The sequence below is a fragment of the Erythrobacter sp. HL-111 genome (assembly GCF_900105095.1).
Lineage (GTDB): Bacteria > Pseudomonadota > Alphaproteobacteria > Sphingomonadales > Sphingomonadaceae > Erythrobacter.
In genome coordinates, this window is record NZ_LT629743.1 from 1,929,052 (window position 1) to 1,945,422 (window position 16,371).

16 protein-coding genes are annotated in these 16,371 nt (G+C 67.7%); 13 read left to right on the forward strand and 3 right to left on the reverse strand.

Features of this window, described 5'->3' with window-relative positions; genetic code table 11:
• Position 1 precedes the first annotated feature (1 nt).
• From rplJ to BLU08_RS09150, 11 genes are all read left to right on the forward strand, one after another.
• A complete protein-coding gene (gene rplJ, locus BLU08_RS09095) occupies positions 2–517 on the forward strand; it encodes a 50S ribosomal protein L10 (protein ID WP_090198530.1) in 516 nt (171 codons plus the stop codon).
• Positions 518–589: 72 nt separating this feature from the next.
• The gene (rplL, locus tag BLU08_RS09100) at positions 590–967 is read left to right on the forward strand and encodes a 50S ribosomal protein L7/L12 (RefSeq protein WP_090198533.1); all 378 of its coding nucleotides are present in this window, start codon (positions 590–592) and stop codon (positions 965–967) included.
• A gap of 608 nt (positions 968–1,575) precedes the next feature.
• Positions 1,576–2,967 (forward strand): MATE family efflux transporter, encoded by a 1,392-nt coding sequence (locus tag BLU08_RS09105; RefSeq protein ID WP_090198536.1) that lies wholly within the window; start codon positions 1,576–1,578, stop codon positions 2,965–2,967.
• Positions 2,968–3,112: 145 nt separating this feature from the next.
• Complete coding sequence (groES, locus tag BLU08_RS09110) at positions 3,113–3,400, forward strand: co-chaperone GroES (protein WP_090198539.1); 288 nt, start codon at positions 3,113–3,115, stop codon at positions 3,398–3,400.
• Between the two features lie 56 nt (positions 3,401–3,456).
• Positions 3,457–5,106 carry a chaperonin GroEL gene (groL, locus tag BLU08_RS09115; protein ID WP_090198542.1) on the forward strand — a complete coding sequence of 550 codons (1,650 nt, stop codon included), beginning with the start codon at positions 3,457–3,459 and terminating at the stop codon, positions 5,104–5,106.
• A 324-nt stretch (positions 5,107–5,430) separates the two neighbouring features.
• Positions 5,431–5,763, forward strand: a complete 333-nt coding sequence (locus BLU08_RS09120) for a DUF885 family protein (protein WP_090198545.1) — start codon at positions 5,431–5,433, stop codon at positions 5,761–5,763.
• Positions 5,764–5,819: 56 nt separating this feature from the next.
• Positions 5,820–6,161 (forward strand): attachment protein, encoded by a 342-nt coding sequence (locus BLU08_RS09125; RefSeq protein ID WP_090198548.1) that lies wholly within the window; start codon positions 5,820–5,822, stop codon positions 6,159–6,161.
• Between the two features lie 58 nt (positions 6,162–6,219).
• Entirely contained in the window at positions 6,220–7,590 is a 1,371-nt protein-coding gene (locus BLU08_RS09130; protein ID WP_090198552.1) for an IS1380 family transposase, read from the forward strand.
• A 166-nt stretch (positions 7,591–7,756) separates the two neighbouring features.
• Positions 7,757–7,921, forward strand: a complete 165-nt coding sequence (locus tag BLU08_RS15500; protein WP_369816773.1) for a DUF885 family protein — start codon at positions 7,757–7,759, stop codon at positions 7,919–7,921.
• A gap of 56 nt (positions 7,922–7,977) precedes the next feature.
• Positions 7,978–8,385 carry a host attachment protein gene (locus BLU08_RS09140; protein ID WP_090198560.1) on the forward strand — a complete coding sequence of 136 codons (408 nt, stop codon included), beginning with the start codon at positions 7,978–7,980 and terminating at the stop codon, positions 8,383–8,385.
• 333 nt (positions 8,386–8,718) lie between these two features.
• Entirely contained in the window at positions 8,719–9,102 is a 384-nt protein-coding gene (locus BLU08_RS09150) for a hypothetical protein (RefSeq protein WP_090198570.1), read from the forward strand.
• Here the strand turns inward: BLU08_RS09150 and BLU08_RS09155 are convergent.
• Entirely contained in the window at positions 9,036–9,389 is a 354-nt protein-coding gene (locus BLU08_RS09155) for a response regulator transcription factor (protein ID WP_197676854.1), read from the reverse strand. The genes BLU08_RS09150 and BLU08_RS09155 overlap by 67 nt on opposite strands.
• 292 nt (positions 9,390–9,681) lie before the next feature.
• Here BLU08_RS09155 and BLU08_RS09160 point away from each other — a divergent pair, with 292 nt between their 5' ends.
• Positions 9,682–11,475, forward strand: a complete 1,794-nt coding sequence (locus BLU08_RS09160; RefSeq protein ID WP_172801009.1) for an SEL1-like repeat protein — start codon at positions 9,682–9,684, stop codon at positions 11,473–11,475.
• A 37-nt stretch (positions 11,476–11,512) separates the two neighbouring features.
• Entirely contained in the window at positions 11,513–12,421 is a 909-nt protein-coding gene (locus tag BLU08_RS09165) for a hypothetical protein (RefSeq protein WP_090198578.1), read from the forward strand.
• Positions 12,422–12,502: 81 nt separating this feature from the next.
• On the opposite strand, the gene BLU08_RS09170 is transcribed toward BLU08_RS09165, so the two are convergent.
• Positions 12,503–13,756 carry a tetratricopeptide repeat protein gene (locus BLU08_RS09170; RefSeq protein ID WP_157674499.1) on the reverse strand — a complete coding sequence of 418 codons (1,254 nt, stop codon included), beginning with the start codon at positions 13,754–13,756 and terminating at the stop codon, positions 12,503–12,505.
• 253 nt (positions 13,757–14,009) lie between these two features.
• Positions 14,010–16,331, reverse strand: a complete 2,322-nt coding sequence (locus tag BLU08_RS09175) for a DUF305 domain-containing protein (RefSeq protein ID WP_090198583.1) — start codon at positions 16,329–16,331, stop codon at positions 14,010–14,012.
• Positions 16,332–16,371: the final 40 nt, after the last annotated feature.

The window sequence follows — 16,371 nt, forward strand, 5'->3', positions numbered from 1 at the left end:
CATGGATCGTTCGCAGAAAACCGAAGCGGTCGCCGAGCTTAATGCGGTCTTCAACGAGGTCGGCGTGGTGGTCGTCACCCGCAATCTCGGCATGACGGTGGCCCAGTCCACCGACTTGCGCTCGAAGATGCGCGAAGCGGGGGCGTCCTACAAGGTCGCGAAGAACCGTCTCGCCAAGCTCGCCCTGAAGGACACCGACTATGTCGGCCTCGAGGAATTCCTCTCGGGTCCGACCGCGCTGGCCTGGTCGGAAGACCCGGTCGCGGCCGCCAAGGCCGCTGTCGATTTCGCCAAGTCGAACGACAAGCTCGAAATTGTCGGCGGTTCGATGGGCACGCAGGTGCTCGACGAAGCCGGGGTCAGGGCGCTCGCCTCGATGCCCAGCCTCGACGAGCTGCGCGGCAAGCTCGTGGGTCTCGTGAACGCCCCGGCGACCAAGGTCGCCCAGGTCGTCAACGCCCCCGCGGCCAAGCTCGCCCGCGTGTTCGGTGCCTACGGCGCCAAGGACGCGGCCTGAGAGACGCAATTCGCACACGACGAAACATCAGGGGCAGACGATGCGCCCCGCCACAATCTGGAGTGAACCATCATGGCCGATATTGCCAAGCTTGTTGAAGAACTTTCGAAGCTGACCGTCCTCGAGGCGGCCGAACTCGCCAAGGCGCTGGAAGAAGAGTGGGGCGTGAGCGCCGCCGCCGCAGTCGCCGTCGCCGGCCCCGCCGGTGGCGGCGATGCCGCTGCCCCCGCCGAAGAGAAGGACGAATTCGACGTCATCCTCACCGGCGACGGCGGCAAGAAGATCCAGGTCATCAAGGAAGTCCGTGCCATCACCGGCCTCGGCCTGACCGAAGCCAAGGCGCTCGTCGAAGGCGCGCCCAAGGCGCTCAAGGAAGGCGTGAACAAGGCCGAGGCCGAAGAGGTCAAGGCCAAGATCGAAGCTGCCGGCGGCACCGTCGAACTGAAGTAAGCCCGCGGCAGGGCGAACGCCGGCGATCCTCGCCGCGTCCGCTTCCGCAAGGCCCGAGAGGAAAGGGCGGCGACCGACCGGTTGCCGCCCTTTTTTTCGTTTCGCCCGCACGGGCGCGGCGGGCGAGCCGCGGCGGGAAACATCCCCTTGCGGGGACACTTAGTTAAATTCCTCTAACACTTCCCCCCAGACGAGTCGCAGAGGTTCGCAGGCGTAAAAACGCCGCGAAAAGAGAGTTTTGGGCTTCAGTCACCCGGGGGAGACATTTTCCGTGATCAGAACGCTCGGCTTGGCCGCGGAGAATGCCGCAATTCGGCGATTCGCCCAAGTCTTGCTCGGCCTCGTGGTGGCGGTGTCCAATCTCGACGAAGTGGTGGCGATGATCCGCAGCGCCGCCAACCCGTCCGCGGCGCGCCAGGCTGCTCGCCAAGGAATGGCCGATCGGCGACATCGCTTAACCGTGTTTCGAAAGGCCCATCGCGGGCCGCTGTCCGGAAATGCGCCACCCCGACGGCATGACGCGATCACCGCAGGCTCGCGGCGAAGCGGATGGAACGCGGGCTTGCGCCTTTCCTCGGACGCGCGCCGCGCCTATCGGGACCGCCTGCATGAGGGAGCCTGCCCATCTCGAAACGCCCGGCTGGGGACGCGAACTGCGCGCGACGACCTTGCTCGCCGCGCCGCTCGCGCTCGCCAACCTGCTGCAGATGGCGACCTACATCGTCGATGTCGTGTTCATCGCGCGCCTCGGCGAGGAGGAGCTCGCCGCCTCGGGCCTCGCGATCGGCGTGTTCGGTGTGATCCTGTGGGCGATGACCGCGCTGACGGGAGCGGTCGCGCCGCTCATCGCCGAAGCGCTGGGCGCGCGGTCGCCCTCCTTCCGCCCGGTCCGGCGGGCGACCCGGATGGCGCTGTGGCTGGCGGTGCTGAGCGGGGTCGTGGGGATGGGGCTGTGCCTGCTGCTCGATCCGGTCATGCGGGCTTCGGGACAGCAGCCGGAAATCATCGCGCTGGCCAATGAATACAACCGGGTCATCATATTCTCGTTCGTGCCGATGCTGCTCGCCGCGGTGTTGCGGAACTACGTCTCCGCGCTCGGCTGGCCGATCGTCGCGACCGCGATCACCGCCTGCGGGATCCCGGTGAATGCGCTGGCCAACTATGCCTTCATCTTCGGCAATCTCGGCGCGCCAGAGCTCGGCCTCGTCGGGGCGGCGGTGGCGACGATCGTCACCGCATTCGTGACTCTCGCCGCCTATGTCCTCGCGATCCTCCTAAACCCCGCGCTCGCCCGGTTCCACGTCTTCTACCGCTTCTGGAAGCCCGACTGGCCGCGGCTGTGGCAGATCGTGCGGATCGGCACGCCGATCGCGCTCACCGTCACCGCCGAGGCGGGGGTGTTCAGCGCCGCCGCATTCCTGATGGGCCGCTTCGGCGCCGCCGCGCTGGCGGGGCATATCGTGGCGCTGCAGATCGCCTCGCTCGCCTTCCAGGTGCCTTTCGGCGTGGGGCAGGCGGCGACGATCCGGGTGGGCTATTTCTACGGCGCGCGCGACCCGCTCGGCATCGCGCGTGCCGGATGGGTCGCGCTGGCGCTCGGCGCGGGATTCATGGGCGTGACCGCGAGCCTGATGATCTTCGTGCCCGGGCCGCTGCTGATGATCTTCGTCGATCCTGCCGACCCCGAAAACGCGACGCTGGTCGGCTTCGCGCTCCAGTTCCTCGTGCTCGCCGCGGCGTTCCAGCTGGTTGACGGGGTCCAGGCGGTCGCCGCCGGGGCGCTGCGGGGCCTGCAGGACACGCGCGTGCCGATGTGGATCGCGATCTTCAGCTACTGGGTGCCCGGTTTCGGAACGGCGATCTTCTTCGGCTTCTTCACGCCGCTTGCCGAAAGGGGCGTGTGGGTCGGCCTTGCGAGCGGGCTTTCCTGCGCCGCGATCCTGCTGATCGCGCGCTGGGGAAGGCGCGAGAAACTGGGCCTCACGCGGCGTTCCGGCTGACCCGCAAGGCCGCGCGGCGCGCGCGTGATTTTTTTTCATGAACCTCGCTTGACTCTGCACCGGGGCGCAACCAAATGCCCGCTGCTGGCACTCTCGAGGGGAGAGTGCCAAGAGACTTAGCAACCAAGCAGAAAGGTCATTACCTATGGCATTTCGTCCGCTGCACGACCGCGTCGTGGTTCGTCGCATCGAAGCCGACCAGAAGACCGCAGGCGGCATCATCATCCCAGACAGCGCGCAGGAAAAGCCGAGCGAGGGCGAGATCATCGCCGTCGGCGAGGGCGCGCGCGACGATGATGGCGACCGCATCCCGATGGACGTCAAGGCCGGCGACCGCGTGCTGTTCGGCAAGTGGTCCGGCACCGAAGTCAAGATCGACGGCGAAGACCTGCTGATCATGAAGGAAAGCGACATCATGGGGATCATCGGCTGATCCGCCGACCCTTCTGACGCTTTGCCCATCAACCACGCAATCCAGGAGAAACACCAATGTCTGCCAAGGACGTGAAATTCTCGCGCGACGCTCGCGAACGCATCCTCAAGGGCGTCGATACGCTCGCCAACGCGGTCAAGGTGACGCTCGGTCCCAAGGGCCGCAACGTCGTGATCGACAAGAGCTTCGGCGCGCCGCGCATCACCAAGGACGGCGTCACCGTCGCCAAGGAAATCGAACTCAAGGACAAGTTCGAGAACATGGGCGCGCAGATGCTGCGCGAAGTCGCCAGCAAGACCAATGACCTCGCCGGCGACGGCACCACCACCGCGACCGTGCTCGGCCAGGCGATCGTGCGCGAAGGCATGAAGTCGGTCGCCGCGGGCATGAACCCGATGGACCTCAAGCGCGGCATCGACCTCGCCGTCGCCAAGGTGACCGAAGACCTGAAGAACCGTTCCAAGGACGTCTCGGGCTCCGAGGAAATCGCCCAGGTCGGCATCATCTCGGCCAATGGCGACCGCGAAGTCGGCGAGAAGATCGCCGAGGCCATGGAAAAGGTCGGCAAGGAAGGCGTCATCACCGTCGAGGAAGCCAAGGGCCTCGAATTCGAGCTCGACGTCGTCGAGGGGATGCAGTTCGACCGCGGCTACCTGTCGCCCTACTTCATCACCAACCCCGACAAGATGACCGTGGAACTGGATAACCCCTACATCCTCATCCACGAGAAGAAGCTGTCGAACCTCCAGTCGATGCTGCCGATCCTCGAATCGGCGGTGCAGTCGGGTCGTCCGCTGCTCATCATCGCCGAGGACATCGAGGGCGAGGCGCTCGCCACGCTGGTCGTCAACAAGCTGCGCGGCGGCCTCAAGGTCGCGGCGGTCAAGGCCCCGGGCTTCGGCGATCGCCGCAAGGCCATGCTGCAGGACATCGCGATCCTGACCAAGGGCGAAATGATCTCCGAGGATCTCGGCATCAAGCTCGAGAACGTCACCCTCGGGATGCTCGGCGAAGCCAAGCGCGTCACCATCGACAAGGACAACACGACCATCGTCGACGGTGCCGGCAGCGAGGACGACATCAAGGCTCGCGTCAACGAGATCCGCACCCAGATCGACAACACCACCAGCGACTATGACCGCGAGAAGCTCCAGGAGCGTCTCGCCAAGCTCGCCGGCGGCGTGGCCGTGATCAAGGTCGGCGGCGCCTCCGAAGTCGAGGTGAAGGAGCGCAAGGACCGCGTCGACGACGCGCTCCACGCGACCCGCGCCGCGGTCGAGGAAGGCATCGTCCCGGGCGGCGGCACCGCGCTGCTCTACGCCTCCAAGGTCCTCGAAAGCCTCAAGGGCGAGAACGACGACCAGACGCGCGGGATCGACATCGTGCGCCGCGCGATCCTCGCCCCGATCCGGCAGATTGCCGAGAACGCCGGCCATGACGGTGCGGTCGTCTCGGGCAACCTGCTGCGCGAAGGCGACGAGACGATGGGCTTCAACGCCGCGACCGACACCTACGAGAACCTCGTCCAGGCCGGCGTCATCGACCCGACCAAGGTCGTCCGCACGGCGCTGCAGGACGCGGCTTCGGTCGCCGGCCTGCTGATCACCACCGAGGCGGCGATCACCGAGGCTCCGGAAGACAAGTCGGCGGCCCCCGCGATGCCCGACATGGGCGGCATGGGTGGCATGGGCGACATGGGCTTCTGAGCCCCGCCACCCGGCGACTGCACGAAAGGGGGCTCCGGCGCGCACCGCGCCGGGGCCCTTTTTCGTGGGCGCTGCGCTCCGGTCTCGCGGCAGGTGCCGCTTCCTACCGCGGCCGGGATGTTGCATCCTGCAGCTTCACGGACCGAAGGACACCGATCATGAATTCGACTTGCCGCCCTGCTGCTCGCATCGGTCGCGCTTGGCGGACCCCAGGGGGCGCTGGCCCAGCCCGCCCCCGCGCCCGCCGAATGCACCGCCAGCGAAACGCAATGCCTCAACCAGTGGTTCGAGACGAAGTGGCAGGAACAGATCGCCTTCAGCCCGATGGCCCGGACCGCGCTGGTGGTCGACACCGGCATCCACGCCAAGGGCTGGAGCGAGGAGCAGGCGGTGCGATACGCGATGGAGAATTCGCCGACCCCCGAAACCGCGGCGCGCAGCGAGGTGCGGCGCTATTTCGTCCTGCCCGGACAGGCGACCTCCTACAAGATCGGCATGATCCGCATCCAGCAATTGCGCGCCCGCGCCGAAAAGGAACTGGGCGAGGATTTCGACATTCGCGGTTTCCACGATACCGTGCTGGGCGGCGGGGCGGTGCCGCTTTCGCTGCTGGAGCAGCGGGTCGACAACTGGATCGCCGGGGTCAAGGCAGGGTAGGCGCCTCGCAACGATCGCGGCGGCCGTGCGTTGAACGGGAAAGGAGGACCAAGCCCATGAAACTTCCCGTCAATTCGCATGTCGCCGTGGTCGATGGCGAAAGCTTCACGCTGTTTCGCAACGAGGGACGGATTCTCGACCCCAAGCTCGCGGTCGAGGACACCCCAGAACTCGACGCGACCAATTTCAGCGCCGGGATCCGCCACCAGGACGACAACGGCCAGAGGCTCGGCCGGACCGACCTCAACGAACTCGCCCATGGCGCGGCGGCGGCGGAATGGCTCAACGCCAAGGCGATCGAGGGGACGCTGCACGATGTCCTCGTTATCGCCGATCCGAAAACGCTAGCCCGGATTATTCACCGGCGGTGGTCTGACGGGTTGGCGGGAGTGGCGTAAGCATTTGCATTGTTGTAGGAATGTGGTTGCTTAAGCCAGACCTGCAACGGGGCAAAATATGCCACAGACCACACCCGCCGGATGCGATGATAGCGCGTCCGTATTTTCGTTTCCAGCAGTGCGCGGCAAGAAGGTCACAGCTGCGTTTGACGGCGGCAGGCTGACCTCGGATGGCGGGGTGCTGGTGCTGGCTCAGGCCGAGCGCATGATGGGGCTCTGCCAGCGGCTTGCGGCGTGTATTGCCGATCCGCGCGATCCTGCTCGGGTGGTTCATCGGCTTGAAGATATCCTGCGCGCGCGGATGTTCGCGATCGCCTGCGGCTATGAGGATGCCGATGATCTCGACGCTCTGCGCGATGATCCGGGCTTCCGCCTTGCGCTGGGCAAGCTGCCGGGATCGGGTGCGGGGTTGGCCAGCCAACCGACGATGAGCCGCTGGGAGAATGCGCCGAGCACGCGCGAACTGGCAAAGATGCTGGGGATCATGATCGACATCTACTGCGCCAGCTACCCCACTCCGCCGGCGGCGGTGACGCTGGATATCGATGACACCTGCGACGTCGTGCACGGCTATCAGCAACTCTCCTTCTGGAACGGACATCATGGGGAGCGCTGCTTCCTGCCGATCCATGTCTACGACACGGCAACGGGCCGGCCGGTGGCGATGCTGCTGCGCACGGGCAAGACGCCTTCTGGCAAGGAGGCGGCAGGGCATATCCGGCGTCTGGTGCGCCATCTTCGCCGCCACTGGCCTGATACCCACATCACCATCCGCGGTGACGGGCATTATGGGCGCCCTGAGGTCATGGCCTTCTGCGAGGCGGCCCATGTCGATTACGTGTTCGGTCTGCCGACCAACGCCGCGCTGCGCGCTGATCCGGTTATCGTCACGGCTGCCGATGCCTGTGCGGTCCGCCGCGCCGAGTGCCAACTCCCGGTCCTGTGCAGCTATGCCGAGACCCGCTACGGCGCGAAGAGCTGGAACCGCCAGCGCCGCGTCGTCGCCAGGATCGAGGCCAGCACGCTGGGAATGGATATCCGCTATGTCGTCACATCGCTAACCCAAGGCTCGGCTGAATACATCTATGACACGCTCTACTGTGCGCGCGGGCAGGCCGAGAACTTGATCAAGCTGCACAAGACCCAGCTGGCCAGTGACCGCACCTCGTGCCGGTCGGCGAACGCCAACCAGATGCGCCTGATCCTGCACACCGCTGCCTACTGGCTGCTGTGGCGCGTTCAGCAGGCGATCCCAAAGACCACCGCTCTGGCAAAAGCCGAGTTTACGACCCTGCGCCTGCGGCTGCTCAAGGTTGCTGCCCGCGTCATGGAAAGCGCCACCCGAATCCGCGTAGCGTTCGCCTCTGCGTGCCCCGATGCCGATCTGATGCGTGCCATCGTTCTCGCGCTCAAGCCTGCGCCGACGTAGCGGGCGCGGCAGTGCCGCAGAAACCCCGAGCCAAGTCCTTCAACCAGAAAAGCCCATCGATCACAGCGCGGTGAAACAGACGCCAGCGGTGCCGCACGCCCGCTCTACGCCGCCGCACGCAGCAGTGGCGTCAAGCTCGCGCCGAGAGGCGCCCAACCGCATCGCCGTGAATAAGAGAGGCCAGCAATTGCGCGCCCGCGCCGAAAAGGAACTGGGCGAGGATTTCGACATTCGCGGTTTCCACGATACCGTGCTGGGCGGCGGGGCGGTGCCGCTTTCGCTGCTGGAGCAGCGGGTCGACAACTGGATCGCCGGGGTCAAGGCAGGGTAGGCGCCTCGCAACGATCGCGGCGGCCGTGCGTTGAACGGGAAAGGAGGACCAAGCCCATGAAACTTCCCGTCAATTCGCATGTCGCCGTGGTCGATGGCGAAAGCTTCACGCTGTTTCGCAACGAGGGACGGATTTTCGACCCCAAGCTCGCGGTCGAGGACACCCCAGAACTCGACGCGACCAATTTCAGCGCCGGGATCCGCCACCAGGACGACAACGGCCAGAGGCTCGGCCGGACCGACCTCAACGAACTCGCCCATGGCGCGGCGGCGGCGGAATGGCTCAACGCCAAGGCGATCGAGGGGACGCTGCACGATGTCCTCGTTATCGCCGATCCGAAAACGCTAGGCGAGATGCGCCAGCATTATCACACCGAACTGAAGAAACGGCTGGTCGGGGAGATCGACAAGACCCTGACCAACCATTCCAGCGAGGAGATCGAAAAGGCGATCGCCGCCGCCTGATCCGGCGCCGCGCGGCGACACGAAAGGCCCCGCGCCTCCCCTTCGGATGGGGGCGGTCCGGGGCCGAGCGGGGCGGTTTACCGTCTTGATGACGCGTCAGATCGTGGTCATACCCTGCCTCTTCGATCGCGCAACGCGGCGAAAACGGGGGTTTCGGGGGGAAATGACGATGCGACATGCAGGCGCCTTGATCATGGGGCTCGGCTCCGGTGTGCCTATCGGCTGCAAGGATACCCATGACGCGTTCGGGGCGATCCCCCGCCGGATCCCTGCACGGCGATCGCACGGCGATTGAGGGGGCCGGCAGGCCGCCGCGCTTCACGCCGATCACCCATGCGACTGTCCGGCAATCCCGCCGCGCCGCCGGCCCGGGAAACGGCCCGGAAAGCTGCCTCGCGCCCGGCCCAGCCGATCCGGTTACCGCCGGCGACGACCTTTGGCGCGCTGCTGGTCGTCATCGCCGTCCCGCTCCTCGCCATGCTGGCGATCGCGCTCGGGATCGGTTTCGACAAGGGTGCGGGCGAACCGCGCGCGGGGCTCTGGCCCGCGCTCTTCACCGGCGGCATTGCCGCGATCCTCTCCGCCTGGATCTGGTCGCTGCGCACCCGCGACGGGGCGGCCCTGCTGTTCTGCGCGAGCGGCGCCATGACCTATGCCTTCTGCCTCGGCGCTGCGGTCTTCAGCCTTCCGCTGGCGTCCTGGTCCTTGAGGAGATAGCCGTCGGCCCCCGCGGCGAGCGCGGCCACGACCGAGGCATCGTCCCCGAGGATCGTCGCCACCACGCCGAGCGCGCTTTGGTCCCTCGCCTTGAGCGCGCGCAGCACCTCGATCCCCGACCCGTCGGGCAGGCCGAGATCGATCAGCGCAAGGTCGAACGCCTCTTCCTCCTCCGCCAGCCTGGCCAGAGCCGTGCGCACGTCGGGCGCAGTCACGATGCGGGCATTGCCCAACGCCTCGATCAATCGGTCGGCCTGCCCGCGGCCCGGCCGGAACCGCACCGGCACGGACCGGGAGAGGCCTGTCCGCACAGGAAGCAGCGATTGCCGCCGCACGCCATCCCCCGTTCGGGTGATGGTCCGATCTCCCGCGAAGGCGATGGCCGCCCCTCGCCGCCCGAACGCCCGCGCGCGCAGGGGCATTGACGTGTTTTTCCAAGCCTCTCGGGCCTTCAGGCAATAACCTGCGCCGCGTTCACGGGCGATCCCCGCACATCACGCGGGGATGCGGCAGGGGAGGTCGGGGGTGCGGCAGGCAGGCAGCGAGGCGGGATCGCGGCGCAGCGCGCGGCAGGGCATAATGCGGACTGTGGCAATGCTGGGCGCCGGGCTGATGCTGATCCTCGGCCTTGTCCCCGCCGCTGCCCCTCCCGTCGCTTCCGCCGCCGCCGCCGCCGCCGCGAAGGAGCGCCTGCCGTGGAGCCGCGACGGCTGGCGGCACGGGGCGATCCATAACGGCAGGCAGAACATGCCCGTGATCCTCCCCGGCATCGCGCGCGAATGGGCAGACGGGTGTGCGGGCGGAAAGGTGGCCGATTGCCGCAGGCTCGCGCTCGCCTTCGCCAGGGGTGCGGGCGACATCCGGCGCGATATCCGCATCGCGGTCGGATACTGGCTCGCCGGGTGCCGCGCAGGCGACGGCGCGGCCTGCGGCGAAGCGGCGGCGATCATCCGCGACGGCAAGGCGGGCTATGTCGATTTCAACCTTGCCTTCCGCACCGCGCGGAGCGGATGCAAGACCGGGGGCGACCCCGAAGCCTGCGCCCTCATGGGGCTTGGCCTCTATCGGGGCGAAGGCACGCCGCGCGATGCGGCGCAGGCGATCGCCATGTGGCGCGCGGGATGTGCGGATGGCGGGATGGAAGCCTGCCGCCTCGAGGCCAGCGCGCGGCGCGAGGCGGGCGATCCGGCGGGCGCCCTCGCGCTTGCCCGCAAGGCGTGCGACAGCGGCGCGGGATGGGGCTGCGGCCAGCTTGCCACGGCGCACCGGTTCGGCGAGGGCGCGAGCGCCGATCCGGCCGCCGCCGCCCGCTTTGCCGAGCGCGGCTGCGGCGCCGCCTCGACCAGCGATGCCGATGCCTGCGCGCACCACGGCCATTTCCTGACCCGCGCCGGCGATGGTCCGGCCATGGAGCGCGGATCGCGCCTCCTCACCCGCGCCTGCCTTGCCGGTTCGGCGATCGGCTGCTTCGAGGCGGGCGAGTTGGGCCGCCGGAACCCGCCCGGATCGAAGATCGCCGCCTGGGAAGTCGCGCTGTCCTACCGCGACGGCTGCGACAAGGGCCATGCGCCTTCGTGCCGCGAACTGGGCGCGCTTTACCTCGAGGGCAACGGACAGGTTTCCCGCTGGCCGGATCGGGCGGTGGCGCTGATCGACCATGCCTGCGCGCTGGGCGACGAGCCCGCCTGCGCCCGCGCGCGCCGGCTCGGTCCGGTCGCCGAAGCCGCGCGGCGCCGCACCTTCCCGGTTCACCCGGCGCACTCCGCCGAAGACCAGATCGCCGCCGCGCTCGCGCTGGTCGAGGCCGGGCGCGGGCAGGACGCCCTCGAGGTGATCGCCCGGCTGATGGAGGAAGGCCACGCCGATGCCAGCTGGGTGCTGGCGGGCTGGCTGGCCTATGGCGAGCCCGGCGTGATCGACACGCCCAACCGCGCGCAGGCCGTCACCCTCGCCGAAAACGCCGCCGCGCAGGGGCACGCCGCCGCCGCGCGCTGGGTCGGCATGGCCTATTGGGAAGGGGACGGCGTCACGACCGACCGCGAGAAGGCGAAGCGCATCATGCAGATCGCGATGAGAAGCGGCGATCCGCTCGACGAGGCGCTCTACCGCTCGATGGCGGGCAACATCGAACGCGACCGCCAGAAGGCCGAACTCGACCGCCGCCTTGCCGAAAATTACCGCCCGCGCAGCTTCTGGGGCGAGGTGATCGCCGGGCTGGCCGCGTCGAGCTGGTCGCCGAGCTATTCCGCGCGCCCCGCATCCGCGGGCGGGGGCTGGGCGAACTATGTCGCCGGTGCCTCGCAGCGCGATTTCGACGCCTTCGTCCGATATGCGACCGGCGCCACCACCGCCTGCCGGTCGAGCTATTGCTGAACCGCCTGTCTTCCCCCGTTCCCGAAGGAGCCTGCCGATGAACCCGCGTCTTTCCCTTCTGCTCGTTTCCGCGCTGATCGCGCCCACGCCAGGCCCGGCGGCCGCGCAGCAGAAGCAGTCCTTCGATTTCGAGATCGGGGACACCAACGGGATCTGTTCGGTCGGCATCCCGGCGGGCGATCAGGGGCTGAAGCTCGAATTCACGATCCGGGTGAGCGATGCCAACGTCAACGTCTCGATGCACAACATCGACGGCGACATCGTCAACGCCGGGCTCGATGCGGGCCGCAAGCCCGCCCTCGCGCTGGTCTTCGACGGGCAGCGCCGCCACGATCTCGAATGGGGCGAATATGTCGCGGGCTTCACCTATCGCGCGGTGGGCGGCTGGGACGATGCGGCGAAGGCCGACCGCGCGCTCGGGGAGCTCAGGACGTCGGATGCGGTCACCTTCGTCGCCGACCGGGAAAGCTGGGGCCCGGTTTCGCTCCAGGCGAGGGGCATGGCCTATGGCCTGCTCGATGATTGCATCCAGCGCACCGCCGCCAAACAGGCGGCAGAAGCCGGGCCGGCGCAAGGCTTCACCATTCAGAACGCACTGGCCGAATACGACAACGGCGCGAATTCCGGCACGACGCCCCTGGCCCGCGGCGAAAAATCGATGTGCTTCGCCCACTGGATCGCGCTGCTCACCATGCACGACAATAATCGCGACAGCCCGTTCTGGTCGAACCTGTCCCATGATCTAGGGCCCGAATCCGCCGAGGCCATGGCGCAGGATTGGGCCATTTCGCTGAGGCAGGACATCGGCGACGACGAACAGGCCGCCGCAAGCGTGCAGCGCGATCTGGAGGCCCGGTCCGATGCCGCGTTCGAAAGGATCAAGGCGGCGCAGCGGCCCGAGGAGTTCCAGCAGTTCTTCCGGACACTCGGAACCTGCGCGTTCTAGGCGCGATGCGGGTTTCGCCTGACTGGCGCCGCGCGCGGCGATGGATCGGCGCGAAGCCGATGCCTGGCATATCCCCACCCCTCAATAGCAGTCGAAGTCGAGCACCGTGGAGCCCGCCGTCACCCCGCGCGTGCGGGCCTGTCGGCGGATGCAGGCGCCGAAGGTCTCTCCGCCCCGACGCGGGTCGTTGCCGAAGCCCGCGCGCGGCTGGGCCTGCGTCGTCCAGGCGCGGGCCATCTGTTCGGTGAAGGCGCGGCGGTTGTTGGCGTTCTCGGCCTGGCGGTAGCGCTGTTTCCAGGTGGCGCAGTTGCGGCCCCCGAAACGGCAATAGACCTCGACCTCGTAGGCGAAACTGGAAAGGGTCGACATGTCGGGGCCGACACTGTCGATCATGTAGACGAATTCGGCCTCGCGCACCTTGGGCGCGATTCGCTGGAGGACCGCGAGCGATTCCCTGTCCCCCTTGCGCGCGGCGGAGACGAGGAAGCGCGCCGCGTCGAGATAGTCGCGGTTCGTCCCCTGCCCGAAGGCGAGCATCCAGCCGACGGTGTATTCGGCCCTTGCCTCGCCCTGTTCGGCAAAGGGACGCAGGATCGAATAGGCATCGGCATAGAGCTTGCTGTTGAAGGACTGGATCCCCCGGGCGAGCTGTCCGGCCGAGCCCGCGGCCTGCCCTGCCCCCGGCGCGCCGTCGGGGAAGAGGTTGGCGATGTTCTCGCAGCCCTTCTGCTCCCCGCCCTTGCAGGCCTTGTCGAGGTAGAGATAGGCGCCCCCCTTGTCGACCGGACCGCCGAACCCGGTGCCGAGCCAGTAGCCGTAGCTGTTGCACCCCCCGGCAAAGCCCAGCGAGCAGGACTTGTAGGCCGCTTCGCGGGCCTTGACCCCGTCCACCGCCGTCCCGATCCCGTTGGCATATTGATGCGCCAAGTTGCTGCAGGAGCTTCGCGATCCGAAGCGGCAGCCGAAGAAGGAGAGCGACAGGGCCTTCTCGTTCTGCACCGGCAGGACGCCTCTTGCCGGACCCTCGCCCATCAGCAGGAACCCGCCGCGCGTGCATCCGGCGTAGTAATGGAAATCGCAGGCCTTGGTGAAATGCTCGGCTGCGGCCTTCACGTCCTGCGGGCCGCCAAGCCCCCTTTCCTCCATGTCGGCGAGTTCGAAACAGGCTTCGCCCGAACGTTTCTCGCACGCCTTGAGGTAGAGCGCGCGCGCCTGCGCGTAGCGCTGCCTTTCATAGGCCTTCCGGCCGTTGCCGAGTTCCTTCGACTGCGCGAGCGCTTCGCCGGCGGGAAACAGGAGGAGGGCGGCGAACAGGGCGAGCAAGCGGCGTGACATGGCGGTCTCTCCTTCAGGACGCGCCCGAAGGCTAGCTCCCCCGGACCGCCCGTAACATCCCCTGATCGGGGGAGACGACGGGCGCGGCCGGGTCCGGACCTGCGTCGTGCAGGGCGCGGCGCACCTGCCCGCCCCTCCCGTGTCACCTTTGCCGCAAGAGAGCGGCAAGTCGCTGATTGCGAAAGGCAAACTGGAGAGGTGACAAGGTTGACGGGGTGTCAACCTTGTTACCTTCAGGAGGGGGCGGCGAAGGTCAGCCGCCCTCGCGGCTGGCCTCGGCGGCGTCGATCGCGGCCTTGGACCAGGTCACCTCGGTCTGGGTCTGCGGATTGAAGCGCCCGCTCGCATAGGAGGCGGCCTGCGCCGCGGCGATCTCGGCCTTCGTCAGGTGTTCGCTCGGCTCGAGCGCGAAGACGTCGATCCCGCGGGTGATCTCGGTCCCGTAGATCCGCCCGTTGTACCAGTAGGACGACCAGTATCCGCCCACGACCATCTGCTCGTCGCTGATCGGGCCACGGTCGAAGAAGGCGATTTCCCTGGGGTTCGCGCTGTCGGTGAAGTCCATCACGCTGATCCCGCCCTGGTACCAGGACTGCACGAAGATGTCGCGCCCGGGCACGGGAATGATCGAACCGTTGTGGGCGACGCAGTTTTCCCATTCGGTCTGGGGCGCGGGCATCTTGTAGTGGCTGCGGAATTCGAGCTTGCCCTCGACGATGTCGTAGATCGCGTTGGCACCCCAGTCGAGCGGGTCCGAGGCGCGGCAGCGCGGCCGCCCGCCGCCGCCCCATTCGTCGGTGAAGACGACCTTGGTCCCGTCATTGTTGAACGTCGCCGAATGCCAGTAGGCGAACCCCTTGTCGAAGACCGCGTCGATCCGCTTGGGATTGTAGGGATCGGAGATGTCCATCAGGATGCCGTTGCCCGAACAGGCCCCCGCGGCGAGGTTCCTGGACGGGAATACGGTGATGTCGTGGCACTGGTCGGTGCGGCGGGTGTATTGCGTGCCCTCGCCGCTTTCGCCGCCCTTCCAGAGCCCGGCGATGTCGCCCGTCTCGTCGTCCGCGAAGACGCGCGGGCTCTTGACGATCCGCGCCTGCGACGGATCGGCAAGCGGGATTTCGATCACGTCGATGCTGAACAGCGCGGTGCGGCTGGAAGCCGGGTTGTCGATGCATCCGGCGAGTTCCTCCTCGTCGCGGATGCTCGAGGTGCCCGAATTGTAGAGGACGATCTTCTCGGCATCGGCGCTCACGATCGAATGGGTGTGGCTCCCGCGGCAGGTCTGCACCCCGCCGACCTGGCGTGGGCGGCGAAGGTCCGAGATGTCGAAGATGCGCAGGCCCCGGAACCGTTCCTCGCTGACGTCCTCCTCGACCCCCTCGAGGCCGCAGTCGACCCGCCCGCGGGTCTGTTCGACGCTCATGACGAGGATGTCGCCGACCACCGAGACGTCGCCCTGCCCGCCGGGGCAGACGACCGAGGACATGAGCGCGGGCACGCCGTCCTCGCCCAGGCGATAGATGTTGAAGCCGTGGTAATTGCCCGCCACCATCACGTCTTCGAAGAACGCCATGTCGGTGTTGGCGAAATCGAGCAGCGGGGAACGTTCGGCGAACTCGGTGAGGCTTTCCTCGTCCCCCTCCATGCGGGTCGGAATCTCGTCCTCGCCCTCTTCCTCGGCGGCGGCGTTGGCGGCGACCTCCTCGGCGGCTTCGGCGAGGTCTTCGGCGGCCTCTTCGCTTTCCTCCTCGCGCGGGGGGATGGCGGGGCGCAGGTCGGCCGGGTTGTCGGGGTTGAAGAAGCCCGCGGGCTTTCTCAGGCTGGCGACGTGGCGCAGGTTCGAGATCGCCTCTCCCGCGTCGTCGAAGCCCGCGGCGAGGCCTGCGCGCGGATCGGGCGAAAGCCCGGCGAGCAGCGCGTCCATCCGCTCGATCTCGCTCTTCTGGTCGTTCTCGACATCGCCGGTGAAGCGGTAGAGCATCGGGTCCGCCGCGCTGCCCGGCTGGGCAAGCAGTTCGTCCACCATGTCGAGCGCGCCTTCGTGGTGGGCGATCATCAGGGTGAGGAACTGGCGGTCGAACTCGGCGCCCTCGGCCGCGGCGAGCGCCTGCATCTGCTCGGGCGTCGCCATGCCCATCATCACGTGGTGGTGCGAATGGTCGTGGCCCGCCGGCATGGCCATCGCGGTCGGCTCGCCGCGCGATTCGAGCCATTCGCGCATGAAGGCGATCTCGTCGTCCTGGCTCGCCTCGATGCGGCCGGCGATCGCGATGATCTCCCTGGTGTTGGTGCGCTCCCGGGCCAGCTGTGCCATCGCGACCGCCTGGGCGTGGTGGGTGATCATGTCCTGCAAGAACTTCACGTCGGCACGGGTGTAGCTCGACCCGGCGAGCTTCACCGCCTCTTCGGCCGAGAGATCGCGGCTGTCCTCGCCCGGGGCGCCGGGCTGCACGATCGGCGCGCTCTGGGCGAAGGCGATGGTGGAGGTGCCGACCAGCATGGCGGCGAACGCCGCGCGCGCCGTGCGACCGCGAAAACCGGCCGTGCGACCGCGAAAACCGGATTTTGTCATGTGTGTCCCCGTAGGCTTGTGGATTGACGGCCAGACTGCC